Annotated in this window: 15 protein-coding genes; 11 read left to right on the top strand and 4 right to left on the bottom strand. The window is 70.0% G+C overall.

Features of this window, described 5'->3' with window-relative positions; translation table 11 throughout:
• Positions 1 to 3 precede the first annotated feature (3 nt).
• A complete protein-coding gene (locus tag FRZ32_RS04070) occupies positions 4 to 558 on the bottom strand; it encodes a hypothetical protein (RefSeq protein ID WP_147042302.1) in 555 nt (184 codons plus the stop codon).
• A 192-nt stretch (positions 559 to 750) separates the two neighbouring features.
• On the opposite strand from FRZ32_RS04070, the gene FRZ32_RS04065 reads away from it, so the two are divergent.
• Both FRZ32_RS04065 and FRZ32_RS04060 read left to right on the top strand, forming a co-directional pair.
• Positions 751 to 2,301 (top strand): hypothetical protein, encoded by a 1,551-nt coding sequence (locus FRZ32_RS04065; protein ID WP_147042301.1) that lies wholly within the window; start codon positions 751 to 753, stop codon positions 2,299 to 2,301.
• A gap of 73 nt (positions 2,302 to 2,374) precedes the next feature.
• Complete coding sequence (locus tag FRZ32_RS04060) at positions 2,375 to 4,270, top strand: M1 family metallopeptidase (protein WP_147042300.1); 1,896 nt, start codon at positions 2,375 to 2,377, stop codon at positions 4,268 to 4,270.
• Between the two features lie 43 nt (positions 4,271 to 4,313).
• Here the strand turns inward: FRZ32_RS04060 and FRZ32_RS04055 are convergent, their stop codons facing one another.
• Positions 4,314 to 5,966 (bottom strand): DNA methyltransferase, encoded by a 1,653-nt coding sequence (locus tag FRZ32_RS04055; protein WP_147042299.1) that lies wholly within the window; start codon positions 5,964 to 5,966, stop codon positions 4,314 to 4,316.
• A 202-nt stretch (positions 5,967 to 6,168) separates the two neighbouring features.
• Here FRZ32_RS04055 and FRZ32_RS04050 point away from each other — a divergent pair, with 202 nt between their 5' ends.
• On the top strand, positions 6,169 to 6,933 hold the full coding sequence (locus FRZ32_RS04050) for a class I SAM-dependent methyltransferase (RefSeq protein WP_243445184.1): 765 nt from the start codon (positions 6,169 to 6,171) through the stop codon (positions 6,931 to 6,933).
• A gap of 31 nt (positions 6,934 to 6,964) precedes the next feature.
• On the opposite strand, the gene FRZ32_RS04045 is transcribed toward FRZ32_RS04050, so the two are convergent.
• Positions 6,965 to 7,933, bottom strand: a complete 969-nt coding sequence (locus FRZ32_RS04045; protein ID WP_147042298.1) for an alpha/beta hydrolase — start codon at positions 7,931 to 7,933, stop codon at positions 6,965 to 6,967.
• A gap of 180 nt (positions 7,934 to 8,113) precedes the next feature.
• Here FRZ32_RS04045 and FRZ32_RS04040 point away from each other — a divergent pair, with 180 nt between their 5' ends.
• The 8 genes from FRZ32_RS04040 (at position 8,114) to FRZ32_RS04005 (ending at position 16,083) form a co-directional block, all read left to right on the top strand.
• On the top strand, positions 8,114 to 8,482 hold the full coding sequence (locus FRZ32_RS04040) for a BlaI/MecI/CopY family transcriptional regulator (RefSeq protein ID WP_147042297.1): 369 nt from the start codon (positions 8,114 to 8,116) through the stop codon (positions 8,480 to 8,482).
• Positions 8,482 to 10,158, top strand: a complete 1,677-nt coding sequence (locus tag FRZ32_RS04035; protein ID WP_147042296.1) for a M56 family metallopeptidase — start codon at positions 8,482 to 8,484, stop codon at positions 10,156 to 10,158. The genes FRZ32_RS04040 and FRZ32_RS04035 overlap by 1 nt, the downstream gene beginning before the upstream one ends.
• A gap of 171 nt (positions 10,159 to 10,329) precedes the next feature.
• Complete coding sequence (locus tag FRZ32_RS04030; protein ID WP_147042295.1) at positions 10,330 to 10,716, top strand: EF-hand domain-containing protein; 387 nt, start codon at positions 10,330 to 10,332, stop codon at positions 10,714 to 10,716.
• 218 nt (positions 10,717 to 10,934) lie between these two features.
• On the top strand, positions 10,935 to 11,318 hold the full coding sequence (locus FRZ32_RS04025; RefSeq protein ID WP_158635823.1) for an EF-hand domain-containing protein: 384 nt from the start codon (positions 10,935 to 10,937) through the stop codon (positions 11,316 to 11,318).
• Between the two features lie 120 nt (positions 11,319 to 11,438).
• Positions 11,439 to 13,178 (top strand): N-acyl-D-amino-acid deacylase family protein, encoded by a 1,740-nt coding sequence (locus FRZ32_RS04020; RefSeq protein WP_147042293.1) that lies wholly within the window; start codon positions 11,439 to 11,441, stop codon positions 13,176 to 13,178.
• 102 nt (positions 13,179 to 13,280) lie between these two features.
• Positions 13,281 to 14,345 carry a type III polyketide synthase gene (locus tag FRZ32_RS04015; RefSeq protein WP_147042292.1) on the top strand — a complete coding sequence of 355 codons (1,065 nt, stop codon included), beginning with the start codon at positions 13,281 to 13,283 and terminating at the stop codon, positions 14,343 to 14,345.
• Positions 14,342 to 15,037, top strand: a complete 696-nt coding sequence (locus FRZ32_RS04010) for a methyltransferase domain-containing protein (RefSeq protein ID WP_147042291.1) — start codon at positions 14,342 to 14,344, stop codon at positions 15,035 to 15,037. Before FRZ32_RS04015 ends, FRZ32_RS04010 begins: the two co-directional genes overlap by 4 nt.
• The gene (locus tag FRZ32_RS04005) at positions 15,016 to 16,083 is read left to right on the top strand and encodes an NAD(P)/FAD-dependent oxidoreductase (protein ID WP_147042290.1); all 1,068 of its coding nucleotides are present in this window, start codon (positions 15,016 to 15,018) and stop codon (positions 16,081 to 16,083) included. The genes FRZ32_RS04010 and FRZ32_RS04005 overlap by 22 nt, the downstream gene beginning before the upstream one ends.
• Here the strand turns inward: FRZ32_RS04005 and FRZ32_RS04000 are convergent.
• Positions 16,080 to 16,997, bottom strand: a complete 918-nt coding sequence (locus FRZ32_RS04000; RefSeq protein ID WP_147042289.1) for a cell wall hydrolase — start codon at positions 16,995 to 16,997, stop codon at positions 16,080 to 16,082. The two genes, FRZ32_RS04005 and FRZ32_RS04000, sit on opposite strands and share 4 nt — an antisense overlap.
• Position 16,998: the final 1 nt, after the last annotated feature.

The raw sequence follows: 16,998 nt of genomic DNA, 5'->3' as shown, positions 1-16,998 counted from the left end.
GGGTCAGCGCGTGCGGTGCAGGCTCGCCGACTGGATGTGCCAGCGCAGCTCCTCCGGCGTCGCGCCGGGGACATCGTTGACGCGCCGCATCAGATAGGCGCCCGCGAAATGCTGCACCGTCCCGTCGTCGAGCTCGGCCTCGACGGTGACCGGGACCGAAACGTAGGAGGACCCGGCGGCGCCCTCCGGATCGACGGGGGCGCCGGGCGTCACGCGCGTCGACCGGGTGTGGGCGAAGCCGGCGGCGAAAGCGGCCTGGCTCTTGCCGCTCGCCCGGCCTTCGTCCCTCCATTGCGCATAAGCGGTCGCATAGTCACGCGCGGCAAGGGCGCGATAATAGAGGCGCACGACCTCGACGGCAGCGGCCGCGCTTGCCTTGCCCTCGCCGGGATCGGAGGCCGCGGGCGGCCGCGGCGGCGCATCGACGGGAGGCGCCGCCGGCCGGGGAACGCTGTCGGTCGCCGGCGCCGCAGCCAGGTTGCCGTGCGTGGCGGCGGGCCCGCAGGCGGCGATCGCAAGCGGCAGGAGCGGCGGCAGCAGGTTCGGCCATCGGGTCATCACAATCCTTCCAGTCGCATCGAACCTGCCGCAAGACGAGCCGCGCGCGAAAGCGTTCCGCCGTGCGGATCGTCGTGGGTTCGAACCCGTTCAGCTTTTTATTCCCCAAGATGAACGATGCGCGCAGGGCCTGTTCATTCCATTTGCAACACTCTTGGTCCGATGGCGTTGATCGCTCGAAGGAATTTGCTCATGCGCATGATATTCACCCTGAAGCTCACCACGGCGCTCGGCCTGCTGGCGCTCACGGCCTGCCAGCAGCCGCAGGACAATGGCGCCGGGCTGGACAACCAGGCCCTGGCCGAGGGCGCGGCCCTGCCGCCTCTGGAGAACGAAACCGCGGACGCGGTCGCGCCCGGCGCGGATGCGCTGCCGGCGGCGGCGCCGATCGCCTATCAGGCGGCGCCGGCGACGGCCGCCGGCTATGCCCCGATCGCCCGCGCGGACACGCTCCTTGAGACGATCGGCGATGCGCCGCCCGATTATGTCTTCGATTATGACGGCGTCGCGCCCTATGGCTGGCAGACGGCGGACGATTATCGCGTCTATGCCGAGCCGATCGACGACGGTTATCGCTATTATTATTACGCGCCCGATGCCGACGCGCCATTCCTGGTCCGCGATCCCGGCTACAGCTACGGCTATGAAGGCGGGCGGCTGATCGCCGTCTACGATTCAGGCGGCCGCTATATCTCCGGCGATGCGGCACGGCGCCGGGCCGCGGTGGCCTCGCGTTATTATGCGCGGGCCCGCGCCCTGCGCGCGGCCTCGGCCCGCGACAATCGCCACGCGATCGAGGCGTCACGCTGGGCGCGCCAGCAGCGTCGGGTGGCCGACGCGCGGCGGGATTGGGATCGTGCCCGCGCGAGGCAGGTCGAATGGCAGGCGGCGCAGGCGCGGCAGCGCGCGGATGCGGCCGAACAGGCCCGCCGGAACGAGGAGCGCCGCGCCCGCGCGGAGGCGGCGCAGCGGTTCCAGCAATGGCGCCAGAACAGCTTCCGCGGGGCGCCGCCGCGCCTTTACGAGCCGAACAGCTCGCGGGCGGCCCGCGCGCTCGCCGAGCGCGAGGATGCGGCGCGTCGGGCCTCGGCCCAGCGCCGCGCGGAGGCGCAGCGCCGTCAGGCCGACGAGCGCGCGCGCCGCGGCCAGCAGGCGCGGGACCATGATGCCCGGCAGCAGGCCGAGCGTCAGCGCGATGCCCGTCAGCGCGATGCTCAGCAACAGCGCCAGGCGCAGCAGCGGGACGCGCAGCGTGAGGCGCAGCAACGCCAGGCTCAGCAGCGTGAGGCTCAGCAACGCCAGGCTGAACAAAGACAAGCGCAGCAGCGCGAGGCCCAACAGCGGCAGGCACACCAGCGCGAGGCCCAGCGTCAGGCCCAGCAGCGCGAGGCCCAGCAGCGGCAGGCGCACCAGCGCGAGGCCCAACAGCGTCAGGCGCACCAGCGCGAGGCCCAGCAGCGGCAGGCGCAGCAGCGCGAGGCCCAGCGTCAGGCCCAGCAGCGCGAGGCCCAGCAGCGGCAGGCACGCCAGCGCGCCGAGCAGGCCCAGGCGCGCCAGCGTGCCGCCCAGGCTCAGGCCCGCCAGCATGCGGAGCAGGCTCAGGCCCAGGCGCGGCAGCGCGCGGCCCAGGCCCGCCAGCAGGCGGCGCGGCCGCAACGGCAGCAGCCGCAGCCTCAGGGCCACGCCCGCCATGCCGCGCCGGCCAACAGCCAGGAGGCGCAGGAGCGTCGGCGGCCGAATTGAGCCGGGCCCGCTCTCGACAGCGGGCGCTCTCCTCCTCTAGTCGGGGGCATCTTCCACCAAAGGATGCCCCCACATGCGCCCGACTGCCGCTCTCGCTCTCGCTCTCGCCCTTGCCGCCTCGTACGCAATGACGATCCCGGCGGCGGCGCGGGCGGATGAGGTGGCGCCGATCCTGACCGGCGCGGACGCGCTCGACAATTCCACCTTCGCCCGGCCGCAGGTGGCGCGCGTCACCCATGTCGCGCTCGATCTCGCGCTCGATTTCGATGCGAAGCGCGTGTCCGGCACGGCGACGCTCGACATCCAGGCGGCGCCCGGCGCGCACGAGATCGTGCTCGATTCGAACGGCTATGAGGTCGAATCGATCACCGATCCGCAGGGCCACGCCCTTGCCTTCGCATTCGGCGAGGACGATGCGCGGCGCGGCCGGCCGCTCACCGTGCAGATCGGCGACGCGCGCCGGATCGTGATTCATTATCATACCGGCGCCGACGCGGTGTCGCTGCAATGGCTTCGGCCCGATCAGACCGCCGGCGGCCATTATCCCTATCTGTTCAGCCAGGGCGAGGCGATCCTCAACCGGTCATGGATCCCGACCCAGGACAGCCCGGGCATCCGCCAGACCTGGGAAGCGCGGATCACCGCGCCGGAGCCGCTGAAGGTCGTGATGTCGGGCGAGCGGCTGACGCCGGAGGGCGAGCCGGCGGGGGCCGGGCGGCGCGCCTATCGCTTCCGCATGACCCATCCGGTCGCGCCCTATCTGATCGCGATCGCGGCCGGGAATCTCGCCTTTCGCGAGCTTGGCCCGCGTACGGGCGTGTGGAGCGAGCCGGAAACGGTCGATGCCGATGCGCGCGAGCTCGACGCCGCCGAGCGGATGGTCGACGCGGCGGAGCGGCTTTACGGGCCCTATCGCTGGGGCCGTTACGACATGATCGTGCTGCCGCCGAGCTTCCCGTTCGGCGGCATGGAAAATCCGACGCTCACATTCCTCACGCCGACGATCATCGCCGGCGACAAGAGCCTGGTCGGCGTGATGGCGCACGAACTCGCGCACAGCTGGTCGGGCAATCTCGTCACCAATGCCGTGTGGCCGGACGGCTGGCTGAACGAAGGCGTCACCTCCTATATCGAAAACCGGATCATGGAGGCGCTCTACGGCCACAAGCGCGCGGCCGAGGAAGAGGCGCTGTCGTGGGACGAGATGCAGGCGGGGCTTGCCGAGGCCGGGATGGACGCGCCGGGCACCGCGCTCCACGCGCCCGAAGAAGGCGGCGCGGGCAGCGGCATCACCTACGACAAGGGCGCGACCTTCCTGCGGACGATCGAGCGCACCGTCGGCCGGCCGGCCTTCGATGCCTATCTGCGCGGCTATTTCGATCGCCATGCCTTCCGGCCGATGACCTCGCAGCGTTTCCTGTCGGATCTGCGCGCGAACCTGATCCGTGGCGATACCGAGCTCGACCGGCGGCTGCAGCTCGATCGCTGGGTGTTCGCGCCCGGGCTTCCCGACAATGCGGCGCATCCCGATCCGCAGGCCTTCGCGGCGGTCGACGCGGCGACCCGCGCGATCGCGGCCGGCGGGCCGGTTTCGGCGGTGCCCTACGCGGACTGGAACTGGGCCGAACGCGTGCGCTTCCTCCAGAACCTGCCGCGCCAGATGGATGCGGCGCGGCTCGCGGCGATGGACGAGGCCTTTCACCTGTCCGACAGCACGAACAGCGAGACGCTCTTCGCCTGGCTGAAGCTCGCGCTCGCCAATCGCTACGATCCGGCCGTCCCGGCTGCCGAGCGGTTCCTCGCCGGGCAGGGGCGGGCGAAGTTCGTCGTGCCGCTGTTCCGCGCGCTGATGGGCCAGGGCGAATGGGGCCAGCCGATCGCCCGGCGCATCTACGCCCGCACCCGCGAATCCTATCACAGCGTGACCAGCGGGGCCGTCGACCGGATCGTGAACGGCGCCGCTCGCTAAGGCCGCCGCCGGACGGCGCGGGGCCTGCGGGCGGGGCCTGCGATCAGAGCAGCTCGCCCTGCCTGGCGCTCTCCTCCCGGCGGGCGCGGCGGATGGCGGCGAGCGGATCGACGAACGGGATTTCGGGCCTCTTGCCGCGAAACAGCTCGGCGAGCGTCAGGATCTGGAGGCGCGCGAATCCGCGCCCGAATTCGTCGGTGAAGCGACCGACCGCCGCCGCCTCGCGAAGCATCGGGCCGGTCGGGAGGGCGGCGGTGACGAAGATTCCGATCGGCGCCTTCTCGCGCTCCATCGCGCTGTGGAGATCGCGGATCATCTGGACCCCGACATGGGCGCCGCCCTTGACCGAGATCAGCGCCTTTTCGGTCCGCTTGCCGTCGGGCTTGAAATAGATGACCCCGTCGATGCCGCCGTCGGCGCCCTTCTTCTTGCCGTCGACCGGGACACCTTCGACCATCGAAACGGCCCACCACTGGAATTGATATTTGTCGCGGGCGGCGAGATCGAGCGCGGAGGCGAGATCCTTGGGCGTGCCCTCGACGCTGAAGTGGGTCCCGGGGAAGGCATCCTTCATCCGCCGCTCGATCAGCGAAATGGCGAGATGGGTGACGTCGATGCCGATCCAGCGTCGGCCGAGCTTTTCGGCGGCAAGGATCGCGGTGCCGCAGCCGCAGAAGGGATCGAGCACGACATCTCCGTCGTTCGAAGAAGCGGCGATGATCCGCTCGAGCAAGGCGAGCGGTTTCTGGGTCGGGTAGCCGAGCCGCTCGGCGTGGCGCTGCGTGAGTGGGGGAATGTCGTCGATGATGTCCTGAAGCGGCTGGCCCGGCATTCGGTCGAGAAATCTGCGGACGTGCGGCCAGCCGCCGTCCCCCGCCATTTCGATAAGCCCACCGTCCGCGAACAGCGTGAGCCAATCGTGCGTCCGCAATCCTTCGTGTGTTGGGAATTCCTGCTTTACGACCGACGGGATCGCCCAGTGCCGTCCGTGTGCGCTCGGATCGAAGCCGCCCCATGGAAGGCCGCTCTCGCCGCCGCGCAGGCCGCTCGCGGTGAGATCGCTCAGGCGATAAAGGCGACCGGCCGCATCTGCGTGACGGTAGAAACGCCGGACATAATCGGCATCGTAGGGTGTGAAGAGCCGGTTCCAGCAGAAGTTCGGCCCGCGCGTGTAGGCAAGGATCGTGTCGTGGATCGGCCCCCAGCGCCGGGCGCTGTTGTGCGAACTCGTGCGCTTCCAGACGATCTCGCTGAGGAAGCGATCGGCGCCGAATACCCCATCCAGTAGCATCTTGAGATAGTGCGAGGCGGTGGGATCGCAGTGGAGGTAGAGGCTCCCTGTCGGCTTGAGAACGCGATGGAGCTCGATCAGGCGGATCGCCATCATCGAGAGATAGGCCATCATGTCGTTCTCGCCGAGGAAGGTCCGCATCGCGCGCAGCAGATCGAAGGCGCGGGTCTGGCCCGAGCGCATCACCTGCTCGAAAGCATCCTCCGCCGCGTCGTTCCAATGCCACGTATCCTCGAACGCCTCGATCTGGCTCTGCGCCGCGTGGCCGGCGGGGGAACGGAAGAGGATGTTGTAATTGGCGTTCGAATTGAACGGCGGATCGAGATAGACGAGGTCGACGCTCGCATCGGCGACATGCTCGCGCAGCGCGACCAGATTGTCGGCATAATAGAGTCGATTGGTCATCCCGGCCCCCGCGCGATCGGGCCCAATTGCGACCGGCGACGCAAGCTGGAGTCCGGTCCGATGCGGTCGCCGTTCGTTCCGAAACGGAGGGGCCGCGATCGTTGGTCGATGCGCCGGGCGGTTTGATCGAAAGGCGGGGCGGGCGCGGCGGGGACGTGGTAGGGCTCGCGTCGCTCGTTCACCTCACGAACCGGGGGATGCCATGCTGAAGCGCGCGCTCTTTGCCCTTGCCCTGTCCGTCGCCGTCGCGCCCCAGGCGTCGGCGCAGGCCCTGTCCGAAGCCGATGTCGCCGCCGCCGTCGCCGCGCCTGGCCGGCCCGCCGATGCGGTCGCGCTCGATGCCGGGCGGATGCCGGCCGAGGTGCTGGCCTTCGAAGGGCTGAAGCGCGGCGATCATGCGCTCGATCTGTTCACCGGCGGCGGCTATTATGGTGAGATCATGGCGCGCGCGGTCGGGCCGCAGGGCGCGGTCACGGCGTGGAATCCGACGCCATTCGTCGGCGACGAGGATCGCCAGACGCTCGCCGCCGTCCACCAGCGCAGCCCGAATTTCACCGCGATCGACAGCGCGCCGGACGCAATCTCGCTGCCCGCCGACAGCTTCGATTTCGCGATGATCCACCTCAATTATCACGACACCTATTACACGTCGGAGCGCGCGCATTTCCGGATGGAGCCGGCCCCGTTCCTCGCCGCGGTGTTCCAGGCGCTGAAGCCGGGCGGGACGTTCGCGGTGGTCGATCACGTGGCCAACCCGGGCGGCGACACGCGCGCGGTGGTGCAGGCGCTGCACCGGATCGATCCGGCGACGATCCGCGCCGATTTCGAGCGGGCGGGCTTCGTGTTCGAGGGCGAATCGAACATCCTCAGGAACCCGCAGGACGATCACACGAAAGGCGTGTTCGACCCCGCCATCCGCGGCCATACCGACCGCGTCGTCTATCGCTTCCGCAAGCCGGCGCGCTGACCACCGCCGCTCCTCGCGGGAGGAGCGGAGGTCAGCGGCTCAACATGAACCCGGCGATGGCATCGACCACGCCGGGGGCGAGCGGCAGATCGGGATTGGCATAGGTGCCGAAATTCTCCTGCCGGTCGCTGGTCGCGACCTTGAGGACATGGTTCATCCCGTCGATCAGGCGGAGCGTGATGCCGGGCCGCGCCGACTGGATCGCCTGGGCGTCGGCGACGCTGGTCTGGAGATCGGTGGTGCCCTGGACGATCTCGATCGGGCCGGCGAAGCTTCGCGCCAGCGCCGGCGGATCGACCGCGAGCATCGAGATCACATAAGGCTGCACGCTGGCGCGGAAGAGCGGCAGGAGCTCCGGGTTCATCCCAGCCTCCGGGACGGTGCGGCCGGCCTCGAGCTCCGCGAGGATCCGGAAGGCCTCCGGCCTGATGCCGGCCGCGTTGGGATTGGCGGTGAGCTGGGCGCGGATGATGTCGCCGAAGCGGCGCCCGGCGGGCGAGACGAGGACGAGCCCGCATATGTCCGGATTGTCCTGCGCCGCCATCAGCGCGTGGAGTGCGCCCTCGCTATGGCCGAGCATCCACACGCAGCGCGCGCCGGTCCGCGCCTTGAGCTCGCGCGCCCAGGCGCGGGCATCGTCGGCATAAGTCCGGATTCGCAGATCCTCCTCGCGCGGGGCGGCGGCCGCGCTGGCGGCGATGCCGCGCTTGTCGACGCGAAGGCTGGTGATGCCGCGCTGGGCAAGCGCTTCCGCGACCAGGCGATAGGGGGCCGCGCGGATGCCCATCGGACTGTTGCCGTCGCGATCGGTCGGGCCGGACCCGGCAAGGATGAGCACCGGCCGGGCGTTCGCCGCCGGCGCGGGAGCGGTCAGCAGCGTGCCGCGCAGCTGATGCCCCTCGGGCCCGATCGCGATCTCGCTCGCCTGGGGCGCTGGCGGCTGCGCCGGAGCGGCGGCGGCCAGGGCGGCGACGAGCAGCGGTACGGCGATGCGGATCATGTCGGCTCCCTGGTGAAATCGGCCCATTGAAGCGCCTCCCGGCCCCGGCGCAAGGGCCAATCGGACGCCGGGGTTCATCGGCGCTTCAGCTTGGGACGCCGAAATGAGACAGGCCGGCGACGAAACGAGCTTGCATCCTGCTACAGATGTGGCATGCTACAAATGTAGCAAGGAAAAGCCATGATCGATTCTCTGCCGCGCCGAGAGCGCGAAATCTTCGAAATCCTCTGCGCCGGCGAGGCGTCGGCCGCCGAAGTGCGCGCCGCGATGGCCGATCCGCCGAGCTATTCGGCGGTCCGCACCCTGCTCGCGCGGCTCGAGGCGCGCGGGCTGGTGAGCCACCGCAGCGTCGACCAGACCTATATCTACAAGAGCGTGCCACAGGTCTCGAAGGTGCGCGATTCCGCATTGAAGCAGATGGTGCGGACCTTTTTCGATGGTTCGGCGGCAAGCGCGGCGACCGCTTTGCTGGGCCTGACGCGAAGCCTGTCGCCGGATGAAGCCGCCGCATTGAAGCGCGCGATCGACGAAGCAAGGGAGCGGGCGTGATGGACATGGGTTTCTTTGTCGCCATGGCGTGGAAATCGGCGCTGATCGCCGGCGCCGCCCTGGCCTTCGCCTTCGCGCTGCGTTCGCGGGCGGCCGCGGATCGCGCGCTGGTGCTCCGCATCGGCGTCGCGATGCTGCTCGCCTTGCCGCTCATCGCGCTGTTCCTGCCGGCGCTGCAGGTCGTCGCGTTCAGCGCGCCCGCCCCGGTGCCCGGCCCGACGCTTCCGCACCTCAGCGACGCGCAGATCGCGGCGTTGCTCGCGAGCGCGCCCGCCTCTTCCCCGGCGCCCGCGCCGACCATCTGGGATGATCCAACCCCGCTTGTGATCCTCGCCTATCTGGGCGGATTGGCGATGGTCGGTGCGCGGCTGCTGGCGGGGCTGGTCACGCTTCGCCGCTGGACGCGCGCGGCAAGGCCGGTTACCGATGCCGCCTGGGTCGCGGCGCTGGATCGGGTGCGCTGGACCGCGCCGAATCCGGACTCGATCCGGCTGCTCGCCGCCGACGGCATCCGCTCGCCATTGAGCTGGGGCTGGCGGCGCCCGGTGATCCTGATCGATCCCGATACCCTGGCCGATGCCGAGGATGCCGAGGCGATCCTGGCGCATGAGGTCGCGCATATCGCACGGTGCGACTGGCCGGCGCTGATGCTCTCGCGGGTCGCGGCCACGCTCTTCTGGTTCAATCCGCTGGTGTGGATGCTGGAACGTGAAGTCGTCCAGCAGGCCGAGGAGGCCGCCGATCGCGAAGCCGCCGAGCGGGTCGAGCCGACGCGCTATGCAGAGACGCTGCTCGGCCTCGCGCAGATCAATGCGCTGGTGCCGGCGAACAACATCGCGCCGTCCGCCCGCGCCCTCGCGCGCCGGATCCGCGCCATCCTCGATCGTTCGGATCGGCCGCAGGATTCGGTCTGGACGGCGGTCGCGGTGCTCGCCTGCATCGGCCTTGCGACGCCCGTCGCCGCGATGCAGCTCGTCGCCGCGGCGCCGCCAGCGCCGGAAGCGCCGGCCGCGCCCGAGGCCGATGTCGCGCCGGAGGCGCCGGATGCACCCGCGGCGCCCCAGGCTGCCGCTGCGCCGCGCGCGCCCCATGCGCCGCACGCGCCCCATGCGTCGAGGGTCGTCGTCGCCGGCCAGGCTATCGAGATCCCCGATGTCGATGCGATCGTCCGCAGCGCCCTTGCATCGGTCGATCCTCATGAGATCGATCGCGCGGTCCGCGCGGCGCGGGTCCAGACCCGTCTTTCCGCCGCGGACCGGGCCCGGATCCACGCCTCGATCGCGCAGGCGCGCAATAACCGGGTCCCGCGCGCGCAGATCGAGGCCGCGGCGCGTCAGGCCGCGGCCGTGGAGGCCCAGCTGCCCGCGATCCAGGCGCAGGCGATGCAGTCCGTCCGGCTGGCCATGGCCAGCAGCGGGACGGGGATGATGCGCGGCGCCGACAGCATGGAAGCCGGCGCTCGCCGCATGGAACAGCAGGCGGCGCAGATGCGCGATCCGGCGTGGCGCGCCCAGGCGATCGAGCGGGCCCGCCAGCGTGGCGATTCCGTCACCGACCAGGATCTGCTCGAGGCCGCGGACGGGCTCGAGGAGGGCGCCCGCGGCATGCGTGACGGCGCCCGCGAAATGCGCGAAGCGGCGCGGCGGATGCGTGACGGCCGCGATCTCGACGACTGAGACAAGAGAGCCCGGAGAGGGCCGAAGGGGGAATGGCGGGCGTGACGGCGCCCGCCATTTTCGGTTCGTCGTCGCCACCGAAGATTCCGCTTGCCTGATCGTGCGCGTCGACGCATGGGGCGCGGCCGGCGGGTGGCGCACTGCTTCGCGCCCGGTTTAGGAGACGATCCGATGAAGGCTTATCTCATTGCCGGCGCGGCGCTTGCCGCCCTCGCCGCCGCGCCCGCTTTCGCGCAGGCCGGCGGCGATGCGCCGATGACTCGTGCCGCGATCCAGCAGCGCATTCAGGAACAATTCGCGGCGCATGACGCCAATCATGACAATTTCATCGACCGCCAGGAACTTGGCGACGACGCCGACGAGGCGCTGGAGCGGCTCGACACCGATCATGACGGCAAGCTTTCGCTCGAAGAGGTCTCGACGGTCGCCTTGTCGCATTTCGATGCCGCCGACACCGATCATGACGGCACGCTGACCGAGGCCGAGCGCGAGGCGGCGATGGCCCGCATGGATCAGCCGCCGGCCCAGCCGCAGCCCGAGCAGCCGCAGGGCAACTAGCTCTACCCCCCTATCATTTGGCGGAGGTCATCGCGCGTTGCCGCTCCATCGCGGTCGTGCACGATCTGATTTCGCTTGAATCCGTAGCGGCATCGTCGCATCCTCCAATCTCGACTGGGTGCCGAATGGGCAACAGGACGATTGTACTAAATCGCGCCCGCGGACGAGAATATTCAAGAAGGCGCATGCCCTCGGGAGCGAACTTCAGGAGAGTTTGCATGAATACCATGTTGATTGCGGCCGTAGCGAGCTTTATTGCTTCTACACAGTCTTATCCTCAGGGTGGGTATGCCAGTCATCCTGAAATTACGCAGGGACCAAATCACTCGAATCCCACGGGCCTGACCCGATCAGCGGCAGAGGCGCAGGCGCGTGCGCAATTCCGTTCGCATGATACAAACCACGATGGCTTCCTAACGGCGGACGAATTCGGCCCCTCCAATTCCGCTGTGCTGACCCAGCTTGACACCGATCATGACGGCAAAGCGTCGCGCGACGAGGTCGTGACGAGTTTGATGGCGCAATTCGATGCGGCCGACACCAATCACGATCATGTCCTTTCGGACACCGAACGCCAGGCATCAATGCACGGAGGCCAGTAGGCATCGCCGCCGCCACACCCCTGGCTTAAGCGGCGGCGCTTTCGCGCGGAATGACAACAAGGGGGTTGAGCCATCGGTTCTGGGGTTCCATCCTGCCAGAATAGCGGCAGGGAGGAAGACATGGCGTTCCGGGCGCTGACGATCGTATTTGCGGCGTTGTCCATCGGCGCGGCGGCGCCGGCGCCCGAAGCCGCCGATTACGACGTCCTCATCCGCGGCGGCACGATCTACGACGGCAGCGGCGGCGCGCCCTTCGCGGGCGATGTCGCGATCAGCGGCGATCGCATCGCCTATGTCGGCCCGCACGCGCCCGGCCGCGCCCGCCGCGAGATCGACGCCCGCGGTCTCGCGGTCGCGCCCGGCTTCATCAACATGCTGAGCTGGTCGAACGAATCGCTGATCCACGACCCGCACGGCCAGAGCGAGACGCGCCAGGGAATCACGCTGGAGGTGATGGGCGAGGGCAGCTCCATGGGCCCGCTCAACCCCGAGATGAAGCGGCTGATGGTCCAGCGGCAGGGGGACATCCATTATCCGGTGAGCTGGACGAGCCTCGGCGACTATCTGGAATTCATGCAGCGGCGCGGCGTCACGCCCAACCTCGCGAGCTTCGTCGGCGCGGGCACCGTGCGGGTGCACGAGCTTGGCGAGCGGGACGTCGATCCGACGCCCGAGCAGCTCGATCGGATGCGCGCGCTGGTGCGCCAGGCGATGAACGAGGGCGCGCTCGGCGTCGGCAGCTCGCTCATCTACGCGCCGGACAATTTCGCCGGCACCGACGAGCTGGTCGCGCTGGCGAGCGAGGCGGCGCGGTGCGGCGGCATGTATATCAGCCATATGCGGTCCGAGGGCGACCGCCTGATCGAGGCGGTCGACGAGCTGATCGACATTTCCCGCCGATCCGGCGCGCCGGCGGAAATCTATCACCTCAAGGCGTCCGGCCGCGACAATTGGGGCAAGCTCGGCGACGTGATCGCCCGGGTCGAACGCGCGCGGGCGCAGGGCCTTCGCATCACCGCCGACATGTACACCTATACCGCCGGGGCGACCGGGCTTGATGCCGCGATGCCGCTCTGGGTGCAGGACGGCGGGCTGGAGCAATGGGTCGCGCGTCTGCGCGATCCCGCGATCCGCGCCCGCGTCGCGCGGGAGATGCTGGCGCCGGGCCAGGGCTGGGAAAACCTCTATCATGGTGCAGGGGCCGACGGGATCATCCTCAGCGACTTCCGCAATCCCGCGCTCCGCCGCTATGCCGGCAAGACGCTGGCGGAGGTGGCGCGGGAGCGTGGCAAGAGTCCGGAGGAAACCGCGATGGACCTCGTGGTCGAGGACGAGAGCCGGGTCGGCGCGACCTATTTCCTGATGAGCGAGGACAATGTCCGGCGGGAAGTGGCGCTGCCATGGATGAGCTTCGGATCGGATGCGGCGAGCATCGCCAATGAGGGCCTGTTCCTGAACAGCCATCCGCATCCGCGCACCTACGGCAATTTCGCGCGGCTGCTCGGCCATTATGTGCGCGACGAGCATGTGATCCCGCTGCGCGAGGCGATCCGCCGGCTGACGCTGTTCCCGGCGACCAATCTCGGCATTTCCGAACGCGGGGCCTTGCGGCCGGGCTGGTTCGCCGACGTGGTGATGTTCGATCCCGCGCGGATCGATGCGCCGGCGACCTATGCGAGCCCGCACCAATATGCCGTGGGGATGCGAAACGTCTTCATCAACGGGGTCCAGGTGCTTCGCGACGGCGCGCATACCGGCGCGACGCCGGGGCGGTTCGTTCATGGGCCCGGCTGGAATCGCTGCCCGGCACCCGCCGCCCGGTCCGCGCGTTTGCAGCCTCACGAAGCCGTGGCCGCCTGACGCCGCTGGTGCCGCCCGGTCAGCTCCGGTAAAGCTGGGCGTGTTCAACAAGGGCGTTGCGCGGCCGAGGCCGTTTCCAACGGAACCGGGAAGGAGACCCAAGTGGTCGAGCGGCGCGCCTACATCAATGCCCTCGCCGGCAGGACCCCGGGGCATGACGTCCATCGCCTCTTCATCGACTGGGCCGAGAGCCAGGTCGAGGACCCGCGGATGCGAAAGCTCTTCATTCGCATGGCGGACCGCTCGGGGATCGATCATCGCTGGTCGGTGCTGGCGCCTCCGGAGGGACAGCCACATGATCGGCCGGGCGGCTTCTATCACGCGTGGCCAAGCACTGCGACGCGGATGCGCTGCTATGCCGAGGAAGCGCCGAAGCTCGCGCTCGGGGCGATCGAGGGGCTCCGCGAGAAGATCGCGCTCGACGGGGTGACCCATCTTGTGGTGGCGAGCTGCACCGGCTTCGTCGCCCCGGGAATCGACCAGATCATCGCCCGCGCGCTCGGGCTCGACAATGTCGAGCGGACGGCGGTCGGCTTCATGGGGTGCTACGCCGCCGTCTGCGCGCTGAGGACCGCCTTCCACATCGTCCGATCCGATCCGGACGCGCGGGTGCTGACCGTCGCGATCGAATTGTGCACGCTTCATCTCCAGAAGACGCAGGCGCTCGAACAGCTCCTTGCCATGCTCCAGTTCAGCGATGGCGCGGCCGCGGCACTCGTCACCGCCGAGCCGCGCGGGTTCGAGATGAGCCACCTCTTCTCGCGCGCCCTGGAGGAATCGGCCGAGCTCATCCAGTGGAAGATCGGCGACACCGGGTTCGAGATGACATTGTCGGGCGAGGTGCCGCACCGAATCCAGCACGCGCTCGAGCGGCCCGAAGTGCGCGCTTTGCTCCACAATGGCTGGGCGCCCGAGGAGATCGACAGCTGGGCCGTCCATGCCGGCGGCCGCTCGATCCTCGATGCAGTCGAGAAGGGGCTGGAGCTGCCGCAGGGCGCGCTGTCCGCATCGCGCGATATCCTGGCGCGCTGCGGCAACATGTCGTCGGCGACGCTGATGTTCGTGCTCGACGAGCTGATGGCGCGGCCCGGCGTCGACAAGGGCGTCGCCATCGCCTTCGGACCGGGCCTGGCCGCGGAGGGCTTCCACTTCCAGAGGGCGCAATGATCGACCTTTCCCGGCGAATCCGCCGGGACGAGCAGATGGACGATCCGGACCTCGATCCGGCGATCTACGCGGCGGTGCTCAGCGACCTCGCCCGGGTCAACGCCTGGACCTTCACCCATCATGCGACGATCGCCTGGCTCGACGAGGTCGCCGGGACGCTGCCGGCCTTGCGCTTGCTGGATGTCGGCTTCGGCCAGGGCGACATGCTGCGCGCGATCGCGAAATGGGCGCGGCGTCGCAATATCGCGGTCGATCTCGTCGGCGTCGATCTCAATCCCAACAGCGCGGCGGTGGCGCGATCGGCGACGCCTCCGGGAATGCCGATCGACTATCGCACCGGCGACTATCGCGACGTGCCGGGGCCGTTCGATTTCGTCATTTCCAGCCTCGTCGCCCATCATATGAGCGACGGCGAGCTCGACGCCTTCCTTCGCTTCATGGAGGCGGAGGCGGAACAGGGGTGGCAGGTCAACGACCTGCACCGGCTGCGCTTTTCCTATTACGGCTTCGGCCTGCTCGCGCGGGTGATCGGCGCGCATCGGATCGTCCGCGAAGACGGGCAGACGTCGATCGCACGCTCCTTCCGCCCGGACGACTGGCGCGCGATCCTGGACGCCGCGGGGCTTTCCGAGGGCACGGCGAAAATCGTGCGCCGATTCCCCTTTCGACTGTGCATCGAACGTCGGCGCTGATCGTCGGCGGCGGGCCGGCGGGCGCGGCCACCGCGACCGTGCTCGCCCGCGCCGGCGCCATGCCGGTGGTGATCGAACGCAGCCGCGGCCCGCACGATCCGGTCTGCGGCGGCTTCCTCGGCTGGGACGCGATCGCGGCGCTCGGCAAGCTGGGCCTCGATCCGCACAGCCTCGGCGCCCGGCCGATCCACCGGCTGCGGCTGGTGGCGGGCAGGCGGATCGTCGAGGCGCGGCTGCCCCATGAAGCGGCCGGCCTGTCGCGCCGCACGCTCGATGCCGCCTTGCTCGGCCTCGCCGAGGCCGCCGGCGCATCGGTGCTGCGCGGGCGCACCGCGCGGGCGGTCTCCGGCAATCGGGTCCGGCTCGACGGCAACGAGGAGCTGGCCGGCGATGCCCTGTTCCTCGCGACCGGAAAGCACGAGTTGCGCGGCGCCGAACGCGATATCGGCGATCGGCCCGTCTCGGTCGGCCTGCGCGCCGCCCTTCCGGGCCGCGCCGGGCTGGCGATGGCGCTCGATGGCACGATCGAGCTGCATTTGTTCGATGGTGGCTATTGCGGGCTGCTGCTGCAGGAGGACGGGACGGCGAATCTCTGCCTCAGCGTCGCGCGCGGGCGGATGAGCGCGTCCGGCGGCCCGGCGGCGCTGGTCCGCTCGCTGGCGCGCGAAGCGCCGCTGCTGATCGACCGCATCGGCGATACGCTTCCCGGGAGATGGGACGCGATCGCCGGCGTGCCCTATGGCTGGCGCGCGAAGACCGGCGAAGCGGACCGTTATCGCGTCGGCGACCAGGCCGCCGTGATCGCCAGCCTTGCCGGCGACGGGATCGCGATCGCGCTGACCAGCGGGATGGCCGCCGCCGACTCGTTCCTTCGGGGCGAGGCCGATTTTCAGGCCGGCTTCGCACGCCGTGCCGCACGGCCGGTTCGCGTTGCCGAGCTGCTTCGGCACCTGGCCGAGCACAGGTTCGGGCGAGGGCCGATGATGACGCTTGCGGCGGTGCCGGGGGTTGCCGCGACAGCCGCGCGGTTGACCCGGATCGGCTAGCGCGCCCCGGTGATCGCGGGCGGCGCGTCGGCGCGCCACTGGCCGCTGTTCTGATATTCGGGCCGGATCGTGGAGACCGGCGCCGGCGCGGCGTCGGCGACCGCGGCAGGGATCGATCGGACGGGGGCGGGCGCGGCGGCGGGCGCGAAGAGCGGCGCCAGTCCGTCCGAGGCGGCGCTCTGCCTCGGCGTGAAGGCGGCGGGGCGCGGCATCGGCTCGTGGCCGACATAGGCGACGGTGAAGGCGCGCGCGTCCCCCGTCGGGCCGGGCAGCCGATAGAAATCGTGCAAGCCGATCGCGGCGAGCGGGATCATGCGCGGCGCCCAGGCGGGATAGACGTAATTGGCGTGATAATGGGTGGCGAGGCCGACCGGAGCGAAGACGCGGCCGGCGAGCGCCTCGTCGGCGATGCGGCGCGCCCGGATCCACGCCTCTCCCGCCGGCGCCGTCGCCAGCGATCCGTCGCAGGTGAAGGTGAACTGGCAGCCGCCCCCGACGCGCATCGGCCCCTGATAGACGACGCCGCAGACGCTGTTCGGAAAGGCCGGATGGCGGACGCGGTTCAGCACCACCTGCGCGACCGCGCGCTGCCCGTCCTCGCTCTCCGAGCGCGCTTCATAATAGACCGCCTGGGCAAGGCAGTCGCGGGCGCGCAGCGCATCGATCGGGCTGTCGGCCTCGAAGGTGTAGGCGGCGGCGGGGTGCAGCGCCGCGGCGACGGGCGTGAAGGGCACTGGCCGCGGCAGATCCGCCCGTGGAGCCGACCCGGCCGGCGCCGGCGGCGCGGCCGTCACCGAGAGAGGGGACTGCGCCGCCATCGGCACGCACGACACGCTGGAGAGGGCGAGCGCGAGCAACGCGCCCGGGCGCGCCAGCCTGCCTCCCAATGCCTCGCCGATGCGGCCCTTGGCCATG

The sequence above is a fragment of the Sphingosinicella ginsenosidimutans genome (assembly GCF_007995055.1).
In the GTDB taxonomy this organism is placed as follows: domain Bacteria; phylum Pseudomonadota; class Alphaproteobacteria; order Sphingomonadales; family Sphingomonadaceae; genus Allosphingosinicella; species Allosphingosinicella ginsenosidimutans.
This window is presented reverse-complemented; position numbering and strand designations above follow the sequence as displayed.

What these genes read in the sequence shown, in the direction of transcription:
- FRZ32_RS04070 (WP_147042302.1), bottom strand. Translation starts at nt 558, where the DNA reads ATGACCCGATGGCCGAACCTGCTGCCGCCGCTCCTGCCGCTTGCGATC.
- FRZ32_RS04065 (WP_147042301.1), top strand. Translation starts at nt 751, where the DNA reads ATGCGCATGATATTCACCCTGAAGCTCACCACGGCGCTCGGCCTGCTG.
- FRZ32_RS04060 (WP_147042300.1), top strand. Translation starts at nt 2,375, where the DNA reads ATGCGCCCGACTGCCGCTCTCGCTCTCGCTCTCGCCCTTGCCGCCTCG.
- FRZ32_RS04055 (WP_147042299.1), bottom strand. Translation starts at nt 5,966, where the DNA reads ATGACCAATCGACTCTATTATGCCGACAATCTGGTCGCGCTGCGCGAG.
- FRZ32_RS04050 (WP_243445184.1), top strand. Translation starts at nt 6,169, where the DNA reads ATGCTGAAGCGCGCGCTCTTTGCCCTTGCCCTGTCCGTCGCCGTCGCG.
- FRZ32_RS04045 (WP_147042298.1), bottom strand. Translation starts at nt 7,933, where the DNA reads ATGATCCGCATCGCCGTACCGCTGCTCGTCGCCGCCCTGGCCGCCGCC.
- FRZ32_RS04040 (WP_147042297.1), top strand. Translation starts at nt 8,114, where the DNA reads ATGATCGATTCTCTGCCGCGCCGAGAGCGCGAAATCTTCGAAATCCTC.
- FRZ32_RS04035 (WP_147042296.1), top strand. Translation starts at nt 8,482, where the DNA reads ATGGACATGGGTTTCTTTGTCGCCATGGCGTGGAAATCGGCGCTGATC.
- FRZ32_RS04030 (WP_147042295.1), top strand. Translation starts at nt 10,330, where the DNA reads ATGAAGGCTTATCTCATTGCCGGCGCGGCGCTTGCCGCCCTCGCCGCC.
- FRZ32_RS04025 (WP_158635823.1), top strand. Translation starts at nt 10,935, where the DNA reads ATGAATACCATGTTGATTGCGGCCGTAGCGAGCTTTATTGCTTCTACA.
- FRZ32_RS04020 (WP_147042293.1), top strand. Translation starts at nt 11,439, where the DNA reads ATGGCGTTCCGGGCGCTGACGATCGTATTTGCGGCGTTGTCCATCGGC.
- FRZ32_RS04010 (WP_147042291.1), top strand. Translation starts at nt 14,342, where the DNA reads ATGATCGACCTTTCCCGGCGAATCCGCCGGGACGAGCAGATGGACGAT.
- FRZ32_RS04000 (WP_147042289.1), bottom strand. Translation starts at nt 16,997, where the DNA reads ATGGCCAAGGGCCGCATCGGCGAGGCATTGGGAGGCAGGCTGGCGCGC.